The following is a 20,180-nucleotide window of genomic DNA, read 5'->3' on the forward strand; positions in this document are numbered from 1 at the left end:
CGCATGCCCGAATTACCTGAAGTTGAAAATGTACGGCGCGGCCTCAACACCTATGCCCGGGGCCATCAGGTGCAGAAGGTCTGGGTCGGCTGGCCACCAATTATTGAAAAACCGGCACTTGAACGTTTTAAAGAGTTGATGGTGGGAGAAAAATTAGAAGAAGTCGACCGCCGCGGGAAGTATTTAATTTTTTACTGGACGCATTGGGCTTGGCTGGCTCACTTGCGCATGGAAGGTAAATTCCTGCTTGTGGCCGCTGAAACTGACGAAGATGCTTATACGCATTTGCGCTTCTCTTTAGATGACGATTTAAAATTACTCTATCGGGATGTGCGTAAATTTGGCCGGCTCAAAGCCTTCCCCAGGGAAGAAACTGATGCAGAAGTTTTGGCCTTAGGCTTGGGGCCGGAGCCAGAAGCTCTGACAGTGCCTTATTTAAAGACGGAATTTCAGAAAACAAGCCGAAACATTAAAGCTGTTCTCTTGGACCAGCATGTCCTCGCAGGCATCGGTAATATTTATGCGGATGAAATTCTTTTCCAAACTGGCTTGCATCCGGCTACGCCAGCGCGGGCCTTAAGGGATAGCCAGGTGGCAGTTTTGCTCAAACATATCCAAAGTGTTTTAAAAGCGGCAATAAAAGCAGGCGGGACGACCGTTCGGACTTATGCGAATTCCTTTGGACGAGCCGGGCAATACCAGCATCAGTTGCAGGTTTACGGTCGGGCTGGTGAGCCTTGCCTCGTTTGCAAAAGCCCCTTGGTGAAGGAAAAAATAGCGGGGCGCGGGACAACCTTTTGCCCCCATTGCCAAAAACCCATGATCTAGGAGCACAAGGAGGAGAACATGACACTCATATTAGGGCTAACAGGTTCGATAGCGACCGGAAAATCCAGTGCAGCACGTGTTTTTCAGGAAAAAGGCTTCCCCGTTATTTCGGCAGATGAAGGGGCTCGACGCTTGGTGGAGCCTCCTAGCCCCGCCTTGGATAAAATACGAACGATTTTTGGGGAAGAGTTTCTGTTTGAAAATGGCTGTTTGAATCGGGAAAAATTAGCTGCGCTTATTTTCAGACACGAAAAAGCTCGCAAGCAGTTAGATCAGCTCATGCAGCCTCTGCTCCGCCAATGGCTCATTAAGGAGCGCACTTTAGCGAAAGTCAATCACCCGTCCTTAGTGGTGATGGATATCCCCTTGCTCTATGAGAAAAATTTACAGGGTTTGGTGGACCAGGTTATGGTGGTGTACACGCGGGAAACTTTTCAATTAGAGCGCCTCATGGCACGGGATCATTTAGCGAGAAAGGAAGCTTTGGAGCGAATTTTCTCTCAAATTAATATTGAACGGAAGGTTGAGTGGGCCGATATCGTCATTGATAATAATGAAGATGAAGCCTATTTAAGACGGCAAATCGAAGCTTGGATTCTCTTCAATGGTTATGAAGACTGGCCAGAATAAAGGCGAGCTATGCTATAATTAAGCTAGCGTACTGAAGAAGATATCCCAATAATAACGGAAGGTGAGTGGGGATTGATGCAATGTCCAAAATGCCATTATTCGAATACCAAAGTGGTCGACTCGCGCCCCACAGAAGAAGGGCGAGTCATTCGGCGGCGGCGGATGTGCCCTCAATGTGATTACCGTTTTACGACTTTTGAGCGGGTGGAACAGTCACCCTTACTGGTGATTAAGCGCAATGGCAACCGTCAGGAGTTCTCCCGGGAGAAATTACTGCGCGGCTTGATTCGCTCTTGTGAAAAACGGCCGATTGCCTTGGAGACGTTGGAGCGGGTGGTTTCTGACATTGAAACGACCTTAAGAGAGCAAGGTCAAACAGAAGTGAAGGCCTTAGATATCGGTGAAATGGTCATGGATAAATTGATTAAAATTGACGATGTCGCCTATATTCGCTATGCCAGTGTTTACCGCCGTTTCGAGGACCCCACCGTTTTTCTGCATGAAATTGAACGTCTGAAAAATTTGCAGTAAAATCAAGCCGATGGGCAAACGAATTTAGATTTAGATGACAAGAATTAGGAGGAGATTATGGAGCGTGGCTGGCAAACTTTGGACAGTCAAACGAGTTTTATTGTCGTCCAGCGTGAATGGGTAGAGGCCTTGGATCAGGAAGTCTTGGCTTACTTGTACCAACCTTTAATCCATGCCAGTGGCTATGCCCTCTACCAGGCCTTACTCAGTTTGGTGGAAGTTGAAAGCCATTTGTCTTTGGAAACTAGGCACCGGGATATTCTGGAACGTTTGGTGATCAGTAAAGAGATATACTATGAGGCCAGGACGCGTCTTGAGGCCCTAGGGCTTTTACGGGTCTTCCGGCAACAAGAGGCAGGCCAGCAACTCGCTTACCGCTATGACCTTTATGCGCCCTTACGCCCAGAACGCTTTTTCCGGGATAGTTTGCTTTCAACTCTACTCCTTGACCGCCTGGGCCAGCAAACTTATGAGCGCTTAGAGGCACGCTTTTCCCATATCTGGCCTGAGCATTTGAAAAACATAGCTTGGGAAGAAGAAACTTTAAGTTTCCAAGATGTTTACCGCTTGCCCAGCGAACATCTGGAAGAAGCGGCGAGTCAGCACTTACTGCATTCCAACCAAGGCCGGCCGCCATTGACTACTAGTTCGGGTCCCCGTACTTTTTCTTGGTCCTACTTCAAAGCTTTGTTCCAAGATAGCTTGCTTCCCCAGCAAGCACTCACTGGCAGCTTGCAAGATCTCGTGCTAACCCTGCACAAGCTTTACGGCTATGATGAGACAGAGCTATTTCGCTTGTGTTTTGATGCCTATGATTTCCACCAGAAAAAGCTGGATGCCGACATGCTCAAACGCCGAGCCCAGGAGTATGCGGAAGCTACACGTTCAAGCAGAAGGCAAAGTTCTCCCATAGCACCTGAAGAGACTAAGACTGACCAAATTGAGGCCGCTTTGGCTGAAGCTGGTTTACCCCAAGCAGCTAGCCAAGTCGTGGCCGCCTGTGAAAATTATGCGCCCGATGAATTTCTCACTAGCATTAAACGCCAGCGTCAAGGTCAAGTCCTCCCCAAGGAGCGAAAGCTACTCACGGATTTATTGACGCGCTTTCATTTGCCGGAGAGTCTATATAATGCCATGATTTACTACTATTTAATTGAATTGGATAATTCAACCTTAAATTGGGGCTTTCTCCAACGCTTGGCCGATGATTGGCAGCAGCAGGGCCTGAAAAATTCCCTAGAGGCTTTTTTGTATATTAAAAACCGCCAAGACCAAAAAACAAAGCAGCAAAAGGAGCAAGCGGAACGCTATAAAAAACGCTATGTTTATGAAGAAACGCAACCTGACTGGCTCATTAAAGCAAAAAAAGAGCAAAAAAATGGCCAGTCGCGAAGAGAAGTTTCCGATAGGGCGAGCCAAGAGCAAGCACGCCACTCGCTCATTGAGCGCATTAAGGCACGAGAAAGGGAGGGAGAGGAAGAATGAGAAATGTAGGAGAAGCGATGCAAAATATGCTGGACCGGGGGCACTTGAATCAAGAGCTTAAAAGTATTAAAGAAAAAGTCCTCGCGGATTCGGATGTCAGAGACTTCCTAGCCCAAAAAGAGCTTACGGCCGATAGCAAAGTGGTCGAGCGCAGCTTGTCCAAACTTTATGAATTTGTCCAGGAAAAGGACCGAGCTCAAGGGAAGCAAAATGAGAAATTTCCCGGCTACTATCCTGAACTAGTCATGAATATCAATTACATTGATGTCACCTATGTACCGACAGAAAAAATGTTGCGTCAGCAAGAAGAACGGGCTAAAGCGCGGCGTATTCAATTAATTGCCCTACCCAAAACCTTGAAAAAGGCGGAATTTAGCCGCTTCGACTTAGCTGAAGAAGGCCGAGAAGAGGCAGCAACGGCGGCTTTTGATTTTGCGGAGGGCTTCCGAAAGGAACCGCACCGCTTCCACCAAGGCCTCTATATTCATGGGCCTTTTGGTGTGGGAAAAACTTATTTGCTGGGAGCAATCGCTAACGACTTGGCCAAAGCCGGCTATGAGAGCACGCTGATTCACTACCCCCAATATGTCGCCCTTAGAAAGCAAGCTATTGGCCAAGATGACCCCTTGGAGGATTTAACTGCCATCCAAAAAACCCCTGTTTTGATGCTGGATGATATTGGCGCAGAGAGTAATAGTGCCTGGGTCCGTGATGACATTTTAGGGGTTATTTTGCAATACCGGATGAATGAGGAATTACCGACCTTGTTTACTTCTAATTTCACCCTGGAGGAATTGGAAAAGCATCTGGCCCGCTCCGGCTCACAGGCCATTGAACCCGTGAAGGCCAGTCGCATTATGGAGCGGATCCATATGCTAGCTAAACCTGTGGCCTTAACGGGTCGAAATCGTCGCCATTCCTAGCTTTCTAAATTATTTACCTTTGTCTGAGTTTAATCAGTTGCATATCAAAATTTTTAAGGCTATGCTTTGTCTATAGATTATTAAAAGTTGGGAGGAATTTCTATGCCTGGTTTTCGAAAATTTCTCCAAGCAATTGCAGCCTTGCTCGCACTAGCGGCTCTCGTTATTGCGATGGCTACCTTGTATCCCGTTCCAAGGCTTTCGCCTTTTGTGCTGAAGTATGTTCTTCAGAATCGGGATGTGAGCATGGTGGTTGCTGTAATTCTTGGCTTGTTGGCCTGCTTGGCATTTATTTTCTTTTTATACAGTTGCTTTGCCCAATCAAAGGCAAAAAAACTGCGCTTAACGACTGAAAACGGAGAGATTACGGTCGATCGTTCGGTGGTGGAAAATGATATCAATGCCGCTTGCCGTGAAGTTGAAGGAGCGAAAGCACCGCAAGCGAGCGTTAAGCTCGGCCGTCAACCGGAACAAACTGTCGTTGACTTGCATGTGGTGTGTGATGAAGAGACTGAGCAAAATGAATTGAGTCAGCAATTACAAGAGAAGGCAAGTACAGCTGTTGAGCGTGTCTTAGCCGCCTCGCCAAAAAGCATTAATGTTCATCTGAAATCTATTCATGATGATCACAATAGCAATGCACCACGTGTTCGTTAAAGGAGGGAATAAGATGAGACGACCACCCAAATCTTGGCAGCCTTATCGCTACCGAATTCTCTGCCTTACTTTGGCTTTAAGTTTTATCTTACTGGCAACGTACACGAGTGTAGGTAAGGCGATTTTTATTATGATCCTCGCTGGACTCGGCTATTGGGCCGGTACTTATATTGACCAAAAATAACGGGAGATATGAGTTGTAATTTTCTAAATTTCAGGTATGATTAACTTAATCAATAATTTGGAGGTTGATGATAATGGCAGAACAAAAAAATGTTGAACAACAACATGTACAACACGAGAACCGTCTTTCCTTTGAAAATCGTGTTCTCGAAAAAATTGCGAACTACTCTGTACAAGGAATCGAAGGTATTCTCGAACTTAAAGGTGGTTTAACATCTGGTTTGAAAGGCTTCTTCTCTGGTACAGGCGAAGACGACACAAAAGGTGTTAACGCTGAAGTTGGTCAAAAAGAAGTGGCTCTCGACTTAGAAGTTGTTGGTGAATACGGCAAAAACATTCCTGCCGCTTTTGAAAAAGCCATCAAACAAATTTCTGATAATGTCCAAAAAATGACAGGTTTAAAAGTTGTTGAAGTCAACATGAACGTTAACGACGTTGTAAGCCGTGCTGAATTCGAAAGAAAACAACACGAAGAAGAACGTCGCGCTGCCGAAGAACGTCGTCGTGCCAACCAATCCGGTGAATACACTGACGGCTCCCGCGTCCAATAATAACTACCAAGCTTCTAGGTTTTACCTAGGAGCTTTTTTTCTTTTTTTACTTAGTGTAAAATTATGCTCGGTAAGACTTGAAAAATAAAAAAAAGGACATCTATCTTTAAGTTGAACAATAAAAAGAAAGAAGATGTCCTCATGAATGATATTATCACAGATATTCTAAAAAAGACGGAAAATTGCTCATCTTTAGGTGACTTTGAAGATCTTGTTTATCCGATATTAAGCAATTTTTGCTGTGAATGTCTTGCAGCGACCTTTACTCAACTTGATCAGCAATTAATTCAAAGATACCAAGCCGAAGGCTGGAAAATTGCTCGCTATGAACCACGAACACTATGTTTTATGTTTGGAGCCGTCACTTTCAGACGCTGTCGGATGAAAAAAGAAGGTCACTCTAGCTTTCTTCCCCTAGATTTGTGTTTAGGACTAGAAGCAAGAAGTCATCTTTCTTCTCAGGTCAAAGAAAAAATTGCCCAGCTTTGTACGAAGCAAACTTTTCGTGCGACTGCAGAAGCCTTCAATGCTTTAATGCCTTTTAGTATTTCGCATCAGACCGCACATCATATTGTTCAAGAAATTGGGCAAAAAATTTTAAGCTTTGAGAATAAAAAAGCAGAAGAGAAGGAACTGGCTTACTCTCAAAAACGATCCGTTCCTTTTCTGTACATTGAAGGGGATGGGTTTTTAATCACTAAGAAGAAGAAAAAAGGGAAAAGGACAAAACATCTTCAACTACACCGTGTGACTCTCTATGAAGGCGTCGATCGATCCACTTCGCGGCATCAACTTATTCAAGCTCATTATTTTTCTTCTGTTCAATCTAGTGCAGCCCTTCGAGAAAAAGTTAGCCGATTTCTTAACTCCTACTATGATTTACATCAAACGATTGTGATTTCTAATTCGGATGGTGGCAGTGGTTATACGGAGGAAGATTTTAACGAGATGATTGGGGTATGCCTTCGGCATGAACATTTCTGCGATAAATTTCATGTCATTCAAAAAATCAGAACGCGCCTATTTTTTGATCATAAAATACGTCAATTGGTCATTAAAAAAGTGAAGGCTTATGATTTCGAAGGAGTTCAAGTTACTTTGGAGACCTGTGAAAGTCGCTGGCACCATCATCAGGAGTTTTTGGCTGAAATTGAAGCTCTAAGAGCTTATCTTCAAAGGAATTGGTTACTCATTAAACCAGCAGAGCAGCGAGGCTTACCAAACCATTTTTCCGGTGGCGTTTGTGAAGCAGGCCATCGGCTTTATACTTATCGCATGAAAAAGCAAGGACGAAATTGGACCCGTCAAGGCGCAGCAGCAATGGCTGCCATTATCACCGCTCAATCTAATCATTGTTTTGAAGAAGCTGTTCGATCAGATATTGAAGCTAATACAAGCCCATTTATACCCGAATATCCAGAGATTGTTAGGGCAATACTATGTCACAGGCCGCAACAAAGTTCTTGTGGTGCCCATCAGGGCACGATTCCAAGTGAAGTGTCAAGCAGTATGGTCGGGAAATTATACCATACATTTTGTTAGCTGCTTCGCCAAAAGACACGGAGTGCGTGCTAAAGACCTGCGTTAGCAGTGTTAGCAGGCCGTCCGTATATCTGGCTCTCGGAGTGCCGATAGGGTGAGCGTAGCGAGGCCTATCCAACGACATAGAGCCAGAATAGGACGGTCAGGCGTAAGCTTCTATGAAGCGTAAGCCGGTGCCACTGCTTTTCAACGCAGCGTCCTTTAGCACAAAAACGAAGTGACTTTTGAATAATTAGATACGAGATAGAGTTCTTTATGATTGACCGAGCATTGCTTGACACTAACCTTTTTTTATTATTATTTGCATTTTTGGTGGAAACATGCTTCAATAATATTATAAACAAACTTCGCTGAAAAGAGACTTAACCTTATTTTGACCTAGAGACAGAGGCTTTGGTGGAAAATCTGCAAAATAAGGAGCGGACCACTCTTGGAGAAGGCTTGGGTAACCAAGCCGGCCTGTGCCGATATCGCAGCAATGAGAATGCAATGCTTGTATTGAATCAGGGTGGAAACACGCAAAGTCGTCCCTATTGGCTGTAGCCGATAGGGACTTTTTCTTTTCTAGCTGTTTAACTTAAGGATTTTTAAAAATGAGGTGGATAGGATGGAACTAATTTTTCCTGATGGGGCTAAAAAAACCTATGAGCCTGGTGTGACTGGCCGGGAAGTGGCCAAGGGCATCAGTAATAGTTTGGCGAAACGGGTCTTAGCCTATCGCTTGGACGGCCAATTGTTTGGCTTGGACGAAGGCATTAAGAAAGGGGGGAAAATCGAACTGATTGACCCCAAACAGTCCCCCGAAGAGGCTTTAGCCATTTTACGGCACTCGGCGGCCCACTTGCTGGCGCAAGCGATTCGTCGTCTATTCCCAAACATGTGCTTTGGGGTTGGGCCGGCTATTGAACGGGGTTTCTACTACGATACGGACAATCCCGATGGCCCACAGATTCGAGACGAGGACTTGCCGCGCATTGAAGAAGAAATGAAGAAAATTGTCAAGGAGGACTTCCCGATCAAGGGTCGGGTCGTCACGCGCGAAGAAGCCTTAGAACTCTTCAAAAACGATCCCTATAAGCAAGAATTAATTCAAGATCTACCCGCTGATGAACCCATTACGGTTTACAGCCAAGGAGAATTCTTTGACCTTTGCCGGGGCGGGCACGTGCCTTCCACAGGCTACATTAAACATTTCAAACTTTTAAGTCTAGCCGGTGCTTACTGGCGGGGGGATTCTGACCGCGCCATGATGCAGCGGGTATACGGGACAGCTTTCTTCGATGAAAAAGCCCTGAAAACAGAACTTAAAATGCGAGCGGAAGCTAAAGAAAGAGACCATCGCCGCTTAGGCAAGGAATTGGACCTTTTCATGGTCACGCCTGAAGTGGGCCAGGGTCTGCCTTTCTGGCTCCCCAATGGCGCGACTATTCGCCGGCTATTGGAACGCTATATTGTCGACAAGGAAATTGCCCTCGGTTACGAGCACGTCTACACGCCGATCATGGCGAATGTGGATTTGTATAAGAAATCGGGCCACTGGGAGCATTACCAAGATGACATGTTCCCACCGATGGATTTTGGTGATGGTGAGCAATTTGTTTTACGGCCCATGAACTGTCCCCACCACATGGAAGTGTACAAACGGGATATTCACTCCTACCGGGAATTACCGATTCGCTTGGCTGAATTAGGCATGATGCATCGTTATGAAAAATCAGGTGCCTTGGGTGGCTTACAGCGTGTTCGTGAAATGACCCTTAATGACGCTCATATTTTCGTACGTCCCGATCAGATTAAGGAAGAGTTCACGCGTGTCTTGGAATTGATTCAGGAGGTCTACCGGGACTTCAACATCACGAATTACCGCTACCGTTTGAGTTACCGTGACCCAGAAGACAAGGAAAAATACTTTGACGACGATGAGATGTGGGACAATGCCCAGCGCATGTTGAAGGAAGCGATGGATGACTTAGGCCTAGACTACTACGAAGCCGAAGGGGAAGCGGCTTTCTATGGTCCTAAATTGGACGTGCAATTTAAAACCGCCCTCGGCAATGAAGAGACCATGTCTACCGTCCAATTAGACTTCCTCTTGCCGGAACGCTTCGATCTCACTTATGTGGGTGAGGACGGGCAAAATACCCACCGGCCAGTGGTGATTCACCGCGGGGTCGTCGGCACCATGGAGCGTTTTGTGGCCTGGTTAATTGAAGAGTATAAAGGTGCCTTCCCAACTTGGCTAGCCCCCACACAGGCCGTTTTAATTCCTGTTAATGAAGAAGCTCACGCGGATTATGTCTATGACATTCAACAGCAATTGAAAGCAAAAGGCTTACGCGTGCGTGTTGACGACCGTAATGAGAAAATGGGTTACAAGATTCGTGAAGCTCAAACCCATAAGATTCCCTACCAACTCGTCTTTGGCGACAAGGAAATTGCGGAAGACACTGTCACCGTTCGCCGCTACGGAAGTAAAAAAATGGAAACTGTCGCGATCACTGATTTTGTGGAAAAAGTGCTGGCTGATATCAAAGCCTACAAGTAAATTAAAAAAGCGTCCGCTAGGGCGCTTTTATTTTGCCCAGTCACAAGTCGGCTCGTGGGCTGGAAAAATACCCACCGCTTCAAAAAAAGAGGTCAAAATCGTCGGGCCGAGGAAACGGAAGCCGCGACGCTTGAGGCTTTTTTCGGCTAGTCTGGCCTGCTGCTGTTTATCTTTTGGGCTGGCCGTTTGGGGCAAGGCAAAAGTCCACAAATAAGCAGCAAAGGCTGTGGTCTCTGGCCAATGTGCCAAGACTTTTTGAGCATTATTGTGGATAGCTAGAACTTTTTTTGGATGGCGGATAAGTTGGGGATCTTTAGCTAGACGAGTGAGTTTCTGTTGGGGGAATTGGGCAACGGCTGCAATATTGAAATTTTCATAAGCGCAATTTAAAGCTCCTACGCGCCCTAAAATGGTTCGCCAACTGAGGCCGGCTTGGAAGATTTCTAAGGAGAGGGCTTGGAAAAGTTTTTCAGGGTCTTGGACAGGGCGGCCCCAAATATCATCGTGGTAAGTTTTTAATAATGGATCGGTTCCGACCCAGGAGCAACGATGTGTCATGTGCATCACCTCCACACTACTATACGCTAAAATTCCCTCTTGGGAAACTAGCGGCTTGTGAAGAGAGGCTAAGGTGCCGGCTTAAGACTGGCACTTTGGCTATTTCTATTGAATAGAAACTCTGCTAAGCTGGAGGGAGAAGAAAGGGGAGGTTCGAATGAAAGCATTTCTCAAACGGAAAAACATTGAAATTAGTTTTGAGCGCTACCTAATCGATGCGATGGGGGCGATGGCCATGGGTTTATTTGCCACGCTCATTACGGGAGTGATTTTAAGAACGATTGGTGAGCAGGCAGGCATCAGTTTTCTTACGGATGTTTTAGGCCCGAAAGCCGTCGAATTAGGTGGGGCCGGGATTGCTGTTGCGGTCGCTATGAGCTTGCAGGCCCCCAAATTAGTCATTTATGGCTCCATTATTAATGGGATGATTGGCTCCGCTTTGGGTGGGCCCGTGGGTGCCTTTATCGCCGCCGTTGTCGGTGCGGAATTTGGTAAAGCCATTGCTGGTGAAACAAGTGTTGATGTCGTTTTGACGCCCATTGTGACTATGCTGACGGGTTCTCTTGTAGGGTATTGGGTTGGTGGGCCCATTGACCAATTTATGCGGGGCATTGGCCAGCTGATCATACATGCGACGGAACTTCAGCCGCTCTTTATGGGCATGATCGTTGCTGTTATCATGGCTATCCTTTTAGTGATGCCGACCAGTTCCACCGCCATTGTCATCATGATTCACCTCTCTGGCATAGCCACGGGAGCGACAGCAGTCGGCTGCTGTGCGGTTTGTGTGGGCTTTGGGGTAATGAGTTACCGGGAGAATGGCATGAAAGGAATCTGGGCTCAAATTCCAGGCTCACCCATGATTCAGGTTGCTAATATTATTCGCAATCCCCTTGTCCTTCTGCCACCCGCTATAGCTGCAGCGGTCGTGGGAGCCTTATCGACAACCGTGATGAAGGTTACCTGCTTAGCTGCTGCCAGTGGAACCGGTACCTCAGGCTTTGTCACACCTTTGGGGATTTACTCGGATATGATTAGCCAAGGGGAGCCTTTAGGGAGTATTTTACTGAAGATTTTAGTTCTCTGCTTCCTCCTACCTGCGGTCATTACTTGGGTCGTTAGTGAGGGTATGCGGAAAATAAATTGGATTAAATTTGGTGACTTAAAGCTCGATATTTAAGCATTGACCTGAATGAAATCAGATTTTGACTTGACAGCGAGGGCTTAGACTGGTAGACTATACAGCGTGAGAAAAGAAGCAGAAACCAGCCGTTTCTCACCTGAGTTGACGCTTGAGTCCTCGGGTTGAATCTATTGAAGCCACTGTTTTTGGTGTGCTTGGGAACGGCGGGGTGACTCGCCGTTTTTTGCTGCCTTATTCTCCAAATTGCTGTTACTTGGTTTATATGGAGGGGATAATTATCGCAAGAGAGCATGATAACATTGTTAATCGCTCAATCAGAGCTAAGGAAATGCGCGTCATTAGCCCTGACGGCGAACAATTAGGGGTCTTATCGAAGGAAGACGCCTTAAAAGCTGCGGAGAAATTTAATTTGGATTTGGTCTTAGTTTCACCTGGAGCTAAGCCACCAGTTGCCCGCATCTTAGATTATGGTAAATTCCGCTACCAACAACAGCGGAAGGCGCGTGAACAGCGTAAAAATCAAAAAACCATTAAAACCCAAGAAATTCGCTTAAGCCCAGCGATCGATGACCATGATTTCGAAACGAAATTGCGTCAAGCTAAAAACATCATCGACAAGGGCAATAAATTGCGCGTGTCCATTCGTTTTAAGGGCCGGGCTATTACGCACAAAGACTTGGGTCGTGAGGTTTTGGAACGCTTTGCTAAGGACATGGCCGATGTGGCAAGCGTGACCCAAAAGCCAAAAATGGAAGGGCGCTCCATGCAACTTATGCTGGCCCCTAGTCAAGATGACTAAACTAAAAACAAAAAATGGGAGGATATCACTATGCCTAAACAAAAAACACACCGTGCATCAGTTAAACGTTTCAAACGTACTGCGTCTGGAAAGTTTAAACGCAGCCATTCTGAACGTTCTCACCGTTTCCATGGCAAGACGAAAAAACAACGTCGTCAACACAAGCAACCTGCTATGGTACACAAGACCGATCAAAAACGTATCCAGCAAATGCTTGATACCTACAAATAGATCGCACAAAGGAGGAATTTTGAATGGCACGAGTTAAAGGTGGAACCGTTACACGTAAACGTCGTAAAAAATATTTAAAATTAGCAAAAGGCTATTTTGGAGCAAAATCTAAACTTTACAAAACAGCCAAGCAACAAGTGATGAAGTCACATAACTACGCTTATCGTGACCGTCGTCAAAAGAAACGTCAATTCCGTCGCTTGTGGATTACCCGGATCAATGCCGCAGCTCGCTTGAATGGTTTGAGCTACAGCAAATTGATCAATGGCTTAAAACAAGCTGAGATTGATATTAACCGTAAAATGCTTGCTGACTTGGCCGTCAATGATCCAGAAGGCTTCACCGCCGTCTGTGACCAAGCCAAAGCAGCCTTAAAATAAGGAAATATGCTACCCGAGTCTTTGGACTTGGGTTTTTTCATATGCAGAATTGTTCACTTAAGTGGAAAAAGCATTTGTGAAAAAATAAACAATATTTTGTACAAATAAGCATTTATATATGCATTAAAAGAATAATTTAAGCTAAATTAGCTATTTTTAAACAATTATTGTTTCTTTTTAAGGCAGAATTCGAAAAACAACCTAAAAATGAACCATTTTGGGCAGGCGTCTTGTATTTGTAAGCGTTAATTGGTATATTATAGTGGACAGACCAAATGGTGTATATTTAGGAGGTTTAATATGTCGGAAGAAAAGAAAAAGAAAGGCCTGGGCTTGGTCCCCCGCCTGATTATTGCGATTGTTTTAGGGGTGATTGCAGGTCAATTATCCTTTATTCCTGCGGGGGTGCTGCGCATTTTTGTGACGTTCTCGTCCTTATTCAGTGCTTTCTTGAACTTTATTATTCCTTTCATGATTTTAGGTTTTGTGGTCAAAGGGATTGCCGATTTAACGGAAGGTGCGGGTAAACTGCTCGGTATCACGGCCTTAACATCTTATGTGTCCACAATTATTGCCGGCTGCTTTGCTTACTTAGTCGCTATTAATCTTTTCCCTATGTTCATCACCAGTGACCTGGTGAAGACGATCAGTGATGCGGGGGATGGTTTAGAGGCATTCTTTACTATCCCATTGGAGCCTTTCTTCGACGTGACCGGTGCCATTGTCTTTGCCTTTATGATGGGCCTTGGCATCTCTTGGCTACGTTCTAAAGGCAAAGGGGAAGTTTTGTATGAAGGCTTCTCCGACTTTGGGGATATCATTGTCCAAGTGTTGAACTTAATTATTATTCCTTTACTGCCTTTCTATATCTTCGGGAACTTTGCGAATATGAGCTACACGGGCTCCGTCTTTGCCGTGTTATCGGTTTTCTGGAAGGTTTTCCTTGTCGTCTTAATTCTCCACTTCGTTTACATTGGCCTCATGTTTGTGGTCATGGGCATCTATGGTGGGAAAAACCCTTGGGATTTAATCAAGCACCAAGCTCGGGGCTACATGACCGCGGTTGGGACGCAATCTTCAGCCGCAACGATTCCAGTGAACGTCGATGTGGCACGTGAGAATGGTGTCTCAAAAGATATTCGGAATTTCGTTATCCCCCTCTGTGCGACGATTCACTTAGCCGGTTCGATGATTACGATCACCAGTTGCTCCGTGACATTGCTTTTAATGTATGATATGCCGCATAGCTTTACGATGATTCTTGGCTTTATTATGATGCTTGGGATTGCCATGGTGGCTGCGCCCGGGGCTCCAGGGGGGGCAATTATGTCCGCCTTGCCATTCTTGCCGATGGTGGGAATTACATCCGAAGCCATGCAGCAATTGATGATTTCCTTGTATATTACCCAAGACAGCTTTGGGACGGCTGCCAACATTTCTGGTGATAATGCCATTGCTGTTTTCGTGGATAAAATTTACCAATCTAAAATTAAAACGAAGCCATAAAGTTTGGGTATTTGCCCCAGCTTAGAGAATGGAATAGCAAAGGTGGTGAAGCATTTCATCACCTTTTTTGTGCTCAAGAGGCGATTTCAGCAGCTTATGGGTACGCAAAGGGGCTATTGTTATTTTGGTGATATTATTGTCCAAGTTTTAAATCTGATCATTATTCCTTTCTTGCCCCTTGATATTTTTGGTCATTTTCCAATACGAGTTTACGGGCGCGGTCTTTGCACTTCTGTTGGTCTTCTGGAAGGTATTTTTGCTTGTCTTGCTGCTGCATTTTATCGATATTGGCTTGATCTTTATGGTCTTTAATCTCTATAGTGGCAAAAATCCTCGTCATTTAATCAATCGCCAAGCAGAAGGCTTACCTTATTGTAGTCGGTACGCAATCCTCAGCAGCGACGATTCCGGTTAATGTGGAAGTCGCCAAGGAAAATGGCGTGTCTAAAGTGATTCGAAATGTCGTCATTCCCCTGTGTGCAACGATTCACTTAACGGGCTCCATGATTACCGTCGTCTCCTGCTCCCTTACCTTGCTTTTGATGTATGAGAACCGCAGGGCTTTACCAGCGTGCCGGGTTTCATTATGATGCATGATGTTGTCATAGTGACTGCACCGGGGGGTCCAGCTGGCACGATGATGTCGGCCTTGCCTTTCTTGTTGATGGTAGGCATGACGTCGGTTGCTATACAGCAAGGGATGATTTCCTTGTACATTACCCAAGATAGCTTTGAAACGGCGGCTAATATTTCCGGTGATCATGCGCTTGGGGTTTTTTTGTCGATCAAATTTACCAGACTAAAATTAAAAACTAGGCTTCTAAAGCTTAGTCCATCACGTCAAAGCAGGAAGGTAGCGGGCCTGCCTTCCTATTTTTGCATCTTTGACGATTCTTTTATAAAATAAGACTATGCTTAAAAACAAGGAGGTGTTTTATGGCTAAGAAACAAGCAGGGCTGGCCGAGCATCAGCGTGAAAATAGTCTGGATATGAACAAGCGCATTGGTCGCAATTTACGTCATATCCGGCAAACCCGGCATCTTTCCCTGGAAGAGGTGAGTCGGATGTCGCAGGTGAGTAAAAGTATGCTGTCAGAGATTGAACGGGGCACTAAAAGCCCGACTATTAATATTCTCTATAAGATTTGTACCGGCATTCATATTTCCTTTAAGGCATTGCTGCAGCCGCAGATAAAAACGGTGCAGGTGTCGCGCGGGAGTAAGCCGTATTATAAGGGCGATTTCAAGTACCAAATGCTTTTTGATTATGATATGGATTCCTCAATGGAATTGTCAACCATTTATATCGAGCCGCACATGACGAAGGAATTTGAGAGTCATGGCGAGGGCGTTTGGGAGTATGTCTTTGTCATTGAGGGTTATTTTACCTTGACGCTTGATGAAGGAGACTTTGAAATCACGAAGGGTGAAGGAGTTCGTTTTTCCGGCAATCAACGCCATACCTATAGCAATCATTCCGACCAGGGCACCTGGATATACAATATGCTTCGTTATGAAAAATAAAAAAGGCCATCTGAAATTTCAGAGGCCTTTTTTGCTTATTAGTTTGCTTATTTCATTTTGGCGCTGAGTTTTTCTAACATATCAGCAGTCATCTTCTCGAGGTCGTATTGAGGGGAGAAGTTCCATTCTTCTTTAGCCTTGGAGACATCGAGTGAGTTAGGCCAGGATTCGGCAATGCCTTGGCGAACAGGGTCCACATCGTAGGTCATTTCAAATTCTGGGATATGCTTTTTAATTTCAGCAGCGATTTCTTCGGGTTCGAAGCTCATCGCCGAAACGTTGTAAGCAATACGGTTTTTGAGGTTTTCTTCAGGAGCTTCCAAGAGATCGATCACTAATTGAATGGCATCAGGCATGTACATCATGTCCATGTAGGTGCCTTTGTCAATGAAGGAAGCATATTTCTTGTCTTCTAAGGCTTTGTAGAAGATATCAACAGCGTAGTCGGTCGTGCCGCCCCCAGGAAGAGCAGTGTAGCTGATTAAGCCGGGGAAGCGTACGCTTCGGGTATCTACGCCAAATTTTTTATGGTAGTAAAGGCAGAGCAATTCACCCGATACCTTGGTTACGCCATACATGGTTGTTGGACGCATCAAAGTATTTTGTGGTGTATTGTCTTTAGGGGTGTCCGGACCGAATGCCCCAATGGAACTTGGGGTGAAGAAGAGTAAATCAAGTTCTCTGGCAACTTCCAAAGCGTTAACCAAGCCCCCCATGTTCAAGTCCCAAGCCATGCCTGGTTTTTCTTCAGCAACGGCAGAAAGTAGGGCAGCCATGTGAATTAGGGTATCCACTTGGTTTTCTTTGGCGATACGGAGCATTTTTTCCTTGTCCATAACGTCCAAGGTTTCAAATTTTCCGTCGGTGCAAACTGCTGATTCAGGATCTTCTCTTAGGTCCGTTGCGATGACATTGTCTTTGCCGTATTTTTCGCGCAGTTTAGCTGTTAAGTCCGTCCCGATTTGACCGAGGGCACCGGTAATTAAAATCTTTTCCATAAAAATCCTCCTAAAAGCTCATTAGCGTTTAGATTACTTCTAATTCCTTGCCAACTTTTTCGTAAATCTTAAGAACTTCGTCCAATTGTTCCTTGGTGTGGGCAGCGGTAGGCATGTTACGAACGCGGCCAGTACCCCGTGGAACCGTTGGGAAGACGATGGATTTAGCATACACACCGTTTTCGATTAATTTAGTGGAGAATTCTTGGGTCAGTTTTTCATCCCCAATGATACATGGGGTAATAGGGGTTTCGGAGTGGCCAATGTTAAAGCCAAGCTCTTTCAAGCCTTTCTTGAGGTAGTCCCCATTTTCCCAAAGCGTATCGACATATTCATCAGATTCGGTCATCAAATCGAAAGCTTCGATACAAGCCGCAGCAGCGGAAGGGGTAAGCGACGTGGAGAAGAGGAATGGACGGCCGCGAACTTTAAGCCAGTCGATGAGATTCTTCGTCCCAGCAACGTAACCACCAACAACCCCAATTGCTTTAGATAGGGTACCGATTTGGAAGTCAATCCGGTCTTCTAAGCCGAAGTGTTTAACCGTACCGGCGCCGTGACCCATAACCCCAGAACCGTGAGCGTCATCGACGTAAGTCATAATATCGAATTCTTCACAAATGTCGACGATTTCTGGTAATTTGGCGACGTCACCATCCATGGAGAAGACCCCATCGGTGATGTACATGATTTTTTCGTATTCGCCACTTTCAACAGCTTCTTTAGCTTTGGCACGGAGGTCATCCATGTCTTGGTGTTTTACGCGAATAATTTTGGCCCGGGAGAGGCGGCAACCATCAATGATTGAAGCGTGGTTCAATTCATCGGAAAGGATAGCGTCTTTCTTGCCCATAACAGCAGAAATAGCTCCCATGTTACAGTTAAAGCCTGATTGGAAGGCAATAGCAGCTTCAGTATGTTTGAATTTTGCGATACGTTCTTCGAGACGGTTATGAATGTCTTGAGTTCCATTGATCGTCCGAACGGCACCGGCACCAACACCATATTTTTCAGTAGCGTCAATAGCGGCTTTCTTCAAGCGTTCGTTATTGGCGAAACCGAGGTAGTTGTTGGAAGACATGTTAATTAAGTCTTTACCATTAATAGTAATCACTGGACCGTTAGGACCTTCAATAGTATCAATCTCGTTGTAGAGACCATGATCCTTGAGTTCTTGCAAATTGCTTTCAAGGAATTCTTGTAAATGTTTACTTGACATACTAACATCCTTTCTCTCCATACATCGCCCTTTACCTAAGCAAAGGGTAAGTTGTTCGCTAAAATAGAAATAAAATTTCTATAATGAAAGTATACCATAAAAAGGGAAAAACTCAACGCTTACAGCTTAAAAATAATTCTTAAAAATAGGCTTGTAAAAAATTAGTAAACGGGCTATCATAGGATTAGGGAAAAATATATTGGATACGGTTTGAGTCCAACCAAGCGAAGAGTTTTGATTAGGGCGACGGACCCTAGCCGCAAGTCACTTAAACCTTGTCGGTACATTTTTCTCCAAGCCAAGCGCTATTCTTAGGAATAGTGAAAAATGACAGTCTAGGTAGTTAAGCATCTGCAACTACCTAGATTTTTTATTGCCTTGTCCGATCTTCTTATATAGTAGTAGGAACATGATCCTAAAAAGATAAAAACACTTTTTTGTAAAAAACATTTAAAAAAGTGTTGACCTTTGGGTGAAAGCTAAGTATAATCAAATGTGTTGATTCAGACGGGCCACTCGCCCAATGATGAATCACAAAAAATACTAGAAAAGACTTGACAGAGTCTTATCATGTATTATATACTTAATAAGTCGCATCGTGAGAGCGACGAGATGTGACCTTTGAAAACTGAACAAAGAGACGAACCAAATGTGTAGGGAATTTGCTTGAGGCAAATCCCAACAATTCAAGTCTAGACAAGACAAAAAACTGTCAGTAAATTTTGAGCTGATCAAAATCTTTCTTTCATGAGAGTTTGATCCTGGCTCAGGACGAACGCTGGCGGCATGCCTAATACATGCAAGTCGAGCGAACTGAAGGGGTGCTTGCACCCCGGACGTTAGCGGCGGACGGGTGAGTAACACGTAAGGAACCTACCGATAAGCGGGGGACAACATCCGGAAACGGGTGCTAATACCCCATAACACTTGAAGTCACCTGACTTCAAGTTGAAAGACGGCTCTGCTGTCACTTATCGCTGGCCTTGCGGTGCATTAGCTAGTTGGTGGGATAAAAGCTCACCAAGGCGATGATGCATAGCCGACCTGAGAGGGTAATCGGCCACACTGGGACTGAGACACGGCCCAGACTCCTACGGGAGGCAGCAGTAGGGAATCTTCCGCAATGGGCGCAAGCCTGACGGAGCAATGCCGCGTGAGTGAAGAAGGTCTTCGGATCGTAAAACTCTGTTGTAAGAGAAGAACAAACGATAGAGTCACTGCTATCGTCTTGACGGTATCTTACCAGAAAGCCACGGCTAACTACGTGCCAGCAGCCGCGGTAATACGTAGGTGGCAAGCGTTGTCCGGATTTATTGGGCGTAAAGGGAGCGCAGGTGGTTTCTTAAGTCTGATGTGAAAGCCCACGGCTTAACCGTGGAAGGTCATTGGAAACTGAGGAACTTGAGTGCAGAAGAGGAAAATGGAACTCCATGTGTAGTAGTGAAATGCGTAGATATATGGAAGAACACCAGTGGCGAAGGCGATTTTCTGGTCTGTAACTGACACTGAGGCTCGAAAGCGTGGGGAGCAAACAGGATTAGATACCCTGGTAGTCCACGCCGTAAACGATGAGTGCTAGGTGTTGGAGGGTTTCCGCCCTTCAGTGCCGCCGTTAACGCATTAAGCACTCCGCCTGGGGAGTACGGCCGCAAGGCTGAAACTCAAAGGAATTGACGGGGACCCGCACAAGCGGTGGAGCATGTGGTTTAATTCGAGGCAACGCGAAGAACCTTACCAAGTCTTGACATCCTCTGTTACACTAAGAGATTAGTGGTCCCCTTCGGGGGCAGAGTGACAGGTGGTGCATGGTTGTCGTCAGCTCGTGTCGTGAGATGTTGGGTTAAGTCCCGTAACGAGCGCAACCCTTATTGTTAGTTGCCAGCATTTAGTTGGGCACTCTAACGAGACTGCCGGTGACAAACCGGAGGAAGGCGGGGATGACGTCA

22 protein-coding genes and 1 rRNA gene (1 of these 23 cut by a window edge) are annotated in these 20,180 nt (G+C 45.4%); 19 read left to right on the forward strand and 4 right to left on the reverse strand.

The genetic code is table 11. The features are described from left to right. Window positions 1-3 precede the first annotated feature (3 nt). The 10 genes from mutM to thrS all read left to right on the forward strand — a co-directional run bounded on the left by mutM (window position 4) and on the right by thrS (window position 9,875). On the forward strand, window positions 4-828 hold the full coding sequence (gene mutM / locus WF803_RS06625) for a bifunctional DNA-formamidopyrimidine glycosylase/DNA-(apurinic or apyrimidinic site) lyase (protein ID WP_489610742.1): 825 nt from the start codon (window positions 4-6) through the stop codon (window positions 826-828). An 18-nt stretch (window positions 829-846) separates the two neighbouring features. Next, complete coding sequence (gene coaE, locus WF803_RS06630) at window positions 847-1,458, forward strand: dephospho-CoA kinase (RefSeq protein WP_489610743.1); 612 nt, start codon at window positions 847-849, stop codon at window positions 1,456-1,458. Window positions 1,459-1,533: 75 nt separating this feature from the next. Then, the gene (gene nrdR / locus WF803_RS06635) at window positions 1,534-1,989 is read left to right on the forward strand and encodes a transcriptional regulator NrdR (protein WP_489611907.1); all 456 of its coding nucleotides are present in this window, start codon (window positions 1,534-1,536) and stop codon (window positions 1,987-1,989) included. A gap of 57 nt (window positions 1,990-2,046) precedes the next feature. Then, window positions 2,047-3,474: a DnaD domain protein gene (locus tag WF803_RS06640; protein WP_489610744.1), complete on the forward strand. Its 1,428-nt coding sequence runs from the start codon at window positions 2,047-2,049 to the stop codon at window positions 3,472-3,474. After that, window positions 3,471-4,397: a primosomal protein DnaI gene (dnaI, locus tag WF803_RS06645; protein WP_489610745.1), complete on the forward strand. Its 927-nt coding sequence runs from the start codon at window positions 3,471-3,473 to the stop codon at window positions 4,395-4,397. Before WF803_RS06640 ends, dnaI begins: the two co-directional genes overlap by 4 nt. Before the next feature lie 102 nt (window positions 4,398-4,499). Continuing rightward, on the forward strand, window positions 4,500-5,054 hold the full coding sequence (amaP, locus tag WF803_RS06650; protein WP_489610746.1) for an alkaline shock response membrane anchor protein AmaP: 555 nt from the start codon (window positions 4,500-4,502) through the stop codon (window positions 5,052-5,054). Between the two features lie 13 nt (window positions 5,055-5,067). Then, window positions 5,068-5,238 carry a DUF2273 domain-containing protein gene (locus WF803_RS06655; protein WP_489610747.1) on the forward strand — a complete coding sequence of 57 codons (171 nt, stop codon included), beginning with the start codon at window positions 5,068-5,070 and terminating at the stop codon, window positions 5,236-5,238. A gap of 73 nt (window positions 5,239-5,311) precedes the next feature. Further along, a complete protein-coding gene (locus tag WF803_RS06660; RefSeq protein ID WP_489610748.1) occupies window positions 5,312-5,788 on the forward strand; it encodes an Asp23/Gls24 family envelope stress response protein in 477 nt (158 codons plus the stop codon). Window positions 5,789-5,899: 111 nt separating this feature from the next. Continuing rightward, window positions 5,900-7,330: an ISLre2 family transposase gene (locus tag WF803_RS06665; RefSeq protein ID WP_489610749.1), complete on the forward strand. Its 1,431-nt coding sequence runs from the start codon at window positions 5,900-5,902 to the stop codon at window positions 7,328-7,330. Window positions 7,331-7,937: 607 nt separating this feature from the next. Then, complete coding sequence (thrS, locus tag WF803_RS06670) at window positions 7,938-9,875, forward strand: threonine--tRNA ligase (protein WP_489610750.1); 1,938 nt, start codon at window positions 7,938-7,940, stop codon at window positions 9,873-9,875. Between the two features lie 27 nt (window positions 9,876-9,902). On the opposite strand, the gene WF803_RS06675 is transcribed toward thrS, so the two are convergent. Beyond that, window positions 9,903-10,433, reverse strand: coding sequence for a DNA-3-methyladenine glycosylase I (locus WF803_RS06675; RefSeq protein ID WP_489610751.1), 531 nt, complete (start codon window positions 10,431-10,433; stop codon window positions 9,903-9,905). Between the two features lie 157 nt (window positions 10,434-10,590). Here WF803_RS06675 and WF803_RS06680 point away from each other — a divergent pair, with 157 nt between their 5' ends. From WF803_RS06680 to WF803_RS06700, 5 genes are all read left to right on the forward strand, one after another. Beyond that, a complete protein-coding gene (locus tag WF803_RS06680) occupies window positions 10,591-11,613 on the forward strand; it encodes a PTS sugar transporter subunit IIC (protein WP_489610752.1) in 1,023 nt (340 codons plus the stop codon). A 226-nt stretch (window positions 11,614-11,839) separates the two neighbouring features. After that, window positions 11,840-12,376, forward strand: a complete 537-nt coding sequence (gene infC / locus WF803_RS06685) for a translation initiation factor IF-3 (protein ID WP_489611908.1) — start codon at window positions 11,840-11,842, stop codon at window positions 12,374-12,376. 30 nt (window positions 12,377-12,406) lie between these two features. Next, window positions 12,407-12,607 (forward strand): 50S ribosomal protein L35, encoded by a 201-nt coding sequence (rpmI, locus tag WF803_RS06690; protein ID WP_489610753.1) that lies wholly within the window; start codon window positions 12,407-12,409, stop codon window positions 12,605-12,607. A 23-nt stretch (window positions 12,608-12,630) separates the two neighbouring features. Next, complete coding sequence (gene rplT, locus WF803_RS06695; protein ID WP_489610754.1) at window positions 12,631-12,987, forward strand: 50S ribosomal protein L20; 357 nt, start codon at window positions 12,631-12,633, stop codon at window positions 12,985-12,987. A gap of 300 nt (window positions 12,988-13,287) precedes the next feature. Next, window positions 13,288-14,493 carry a dicarboxylate/amino acid:cation symporter gene (locus WF803_RS06700; RefSeq protein WP_489610755.1) on the forward strand — a complete coding sequence of 402 codons (1,206 nt, stop codon included), beginning with the start codon at window positions 13,288-13,290 and terminating at the stop codon, window positions 14,491-14,493. 160 nt (window positions 14,494-14,653) lie between these two features. Here WF803_RS06700 and WF803_RS06705 read toward each other — a convergent pair whose 3' ends face one another. Next, window positions 14,654-14,833: a hypothetical protein gene (locus tag WF803_RS06705; RefSeq protein ID WP_489610756.1), complete on the reverse strand. Its 180-nt coding sequence runs from the start codon at window positions 14,831-14,833 to the stop codon at window positions 14,654-14,656. A 76-nt stretch (window positions 14,834-14,909) separates the two neighbouring features. On the opposite strand from WF803_RS06705, the gene WF803_RS06710 reads away from it, so the two are divergent. From WF803_RS06710 to WF803_RS06720, 3 genes are read left to right on the forward strand one after another with little or no spacing between them, the layout of a single operon-like run. Continuing rightward, window positions 14,910-15,083: a cation:dicarboxylate symporter family transporter gene (locus tag WF803_RS06710; RefSeq protein ID WP_489610757.1), complete on the forward strand. Its 174-nt coding sequence runs from the start codon at window positions 14,910-14,912 to the stop codon at window positions 15,081-15,083. Beyond that, a complete protein-coding gene (locus WF803_RS06715) occupies window positions 15,080-15,400 on the forward strand; it encodes a hypothetical protein (protein WP_489610758.1) in 321 nt (106 codons plus the stop codon). Before WF803_RS06710 ends, WF803_RS06715 begins: the two co-directional genes overlap by 4 nt. Before the next feature lie 29 nt (window positions 15,401-15,429). After that, window positions 15,430-16,017 carry a helix-turn-helix domain-containing protein gene (locus WF803_RS06720; protein ID WP_489610759.1) on the forward strand — a complete coding sequence of 196 codons (588 nt, stop codon included), beginning with the start codon at window positions 15,430-15,432 and terminating at the stop codon, window positions 16,015-16,017. A 47-nt stretch (window positions 16,018-16,064) separates the two neighbouring features. On the opposite strand, the gene WF803_RS06725 is transcribed toward WF803_RS06720, so the two are convergent. Further along, window positions 16,065-17,015 (reverse strand): L-threonine 3-dehydrogenase, encoded by a 951-nt coding sequence (locus tag WF803_RS06725; RefSeq protein WP_489610760.1) that lies wholly within the window; start codon window positions 17,013-17,015, stop codon window positions 16,065-16,067. 28 nt (window positions 17,016-17,043) lie between these two features. Then, window positions 17,044-18,234 (reverse strand): glycine C-acetyltransferase, encoded by a 1,191-nt coding sequence (locus tag WF803_RS06730; protein ID WP_489610761.1) that lies wholly within the window; start codon window positions 18,232-18,234, stop codon window positions 17,044-17,046. Window positions 18,235-18,977: 743 nt separating this feature from the next. Here WF803_RS06730 and WF803_RS06735 point away from each other — a divergent pair. Then, window positions 18,978-20,180, forward strand: a 16S ribosomal RNA gene (locus tag WF803_RS06735) (it continues 346 nt past the right edge of the window).

This window comes from Aerococcus sp. BD502, assembly GCF_057919555.1.

Bases quoted from the DNA above. Each gene is read 5' to 3' on its own strand.
- mutM (WP_489610742.1), top strand. From the start codon at position 4: ATGCCCGAATTACCTGAAGTTGAAAATGTACGGCGCGGCCTCAACACC.
- coaE (WP_489610743.1), top strand. From the start codon at position 847: ATGACACTCATATTAGGGCTAACAGGTTCGATAGCGACCGGAAAATCC.
- nrdR (WP_489611907.1), top strand. From the start codon at position 1,534: ATGCAATGTCCAAAATGCCATTATTCGAATACCAAAGTGGTCGACTCG.
- WF803_RS06640 (WP_489610744.1), top strand. From the start codon at position 2,047: ATGGAGCGTGGCTGGCAAACTTTGGACAGTCAAACGAGTTTTATTGTC.
- dnaI (WP_489610745.1), top strand. From the start codon at position 3,471: ATGAGAAATGTAGGAGAAGCGATGCAAAATATGCTGGACCGGGGGCAC.
- amaP (WP_489610746.1), top strand. From the start codon at position 4,500: ATGCCTGGTTTTCGAAAATTTCTCCAAGCAATTGCAGCCTTGCTCGCA.
- WF803_RS06655 (WP_489610747.1), top strand. From the start codon at position 5,068: ATGAGACGACCACCCAAATCTTGGCAGCCTTATCGCTACCGAATTCTC.
- WF803_RS06660 (WP_489610748.1), top strand. From the start codon at position 5,312: ATGGCAGAACAAAAAAATGTTGAACAACAACATGTACAACACGAGAAC.
- thrS (WP_489610750.1), top strand. From the start codon at position 7,938: ATGGAACTAATTTTTCCTGATGGGGCTAAAAAAACCTATGAGCCTGGT.
- WF803_RS06675 (WP_489610751.1), bottom strand. From the start codon at position 10,433: ATGACACATCGTTGCTCCTGGGTCGGAACCGATCCATTATTAAAAACT.
- WF803_RS06680 (WP_489610752.1), top strand. From the start codon at position 10,591: ATGAAAGCATTTCTCAAACGGAAAAACATTGAAATTAGTTTTGAGCGC.
- infC (WP_489611908.1), top strand. From the start codon at position 11,840: ATGGAGGGGATAATTATCGCAAGAGAGCATGATAACATTGTTAATCGC.
- rpmI (WP_489610753.1), top strand. From the start codon at position 12,407: ATGCCTAAACAAAAAACACACCGTGCATCAGTTAAACGTTTCAAACGT.
- rplT (WP_489610754.1), top strand. From the start codon at position 12,631: ATGGCACGAGTTAAAGGTGGAACCGTTACACGTAAACGTCGTAAAAAA.
- WF803_RS06700 (WP_489610755.1), top strand. From the start codon at position 13,288: ATGTCGGAAGAAAAGAAAAAGAAAGGCCTGGGCTTGGTCCCCCGCCTG.
- WF803_RS06705 (WP_489610756.1), bottom strand. From the start codon at position 14,833: ATGACGAGGATTTTTGCCACTATAGAGATTAAAGACCATAAAGATCAA.
- WF803_RS06715 (WP_489610758.1), top strand. From the start codon at position 15,080: ATGATGCATGATGTTGTCATAGTGACTGCACCGGGGGGTCCAGCTGGC.
- WF803_RS06720 (WP_489610759.1), top strand. From the start codon at position 15,430: ATGGCTAAGAAACAAGCAGGGCTGGCCGAGCATCAGCGTGAAAATAGT.
- WF803_RS06725 (WP_489610760.1), bottom strand. From the start codon at position 17,015: ATGGAAAAGATTTTAATTACCGGTGCCCTCGGTCAAATCGGGACGGAC.
- WF803_RS06730 (WP_489610761.1), bottom strand. From the start codon at position 18,234: ATGTCAAGTAAACATTTACAAGAATTCCTTGAAAGCAATTTGCAAGAA.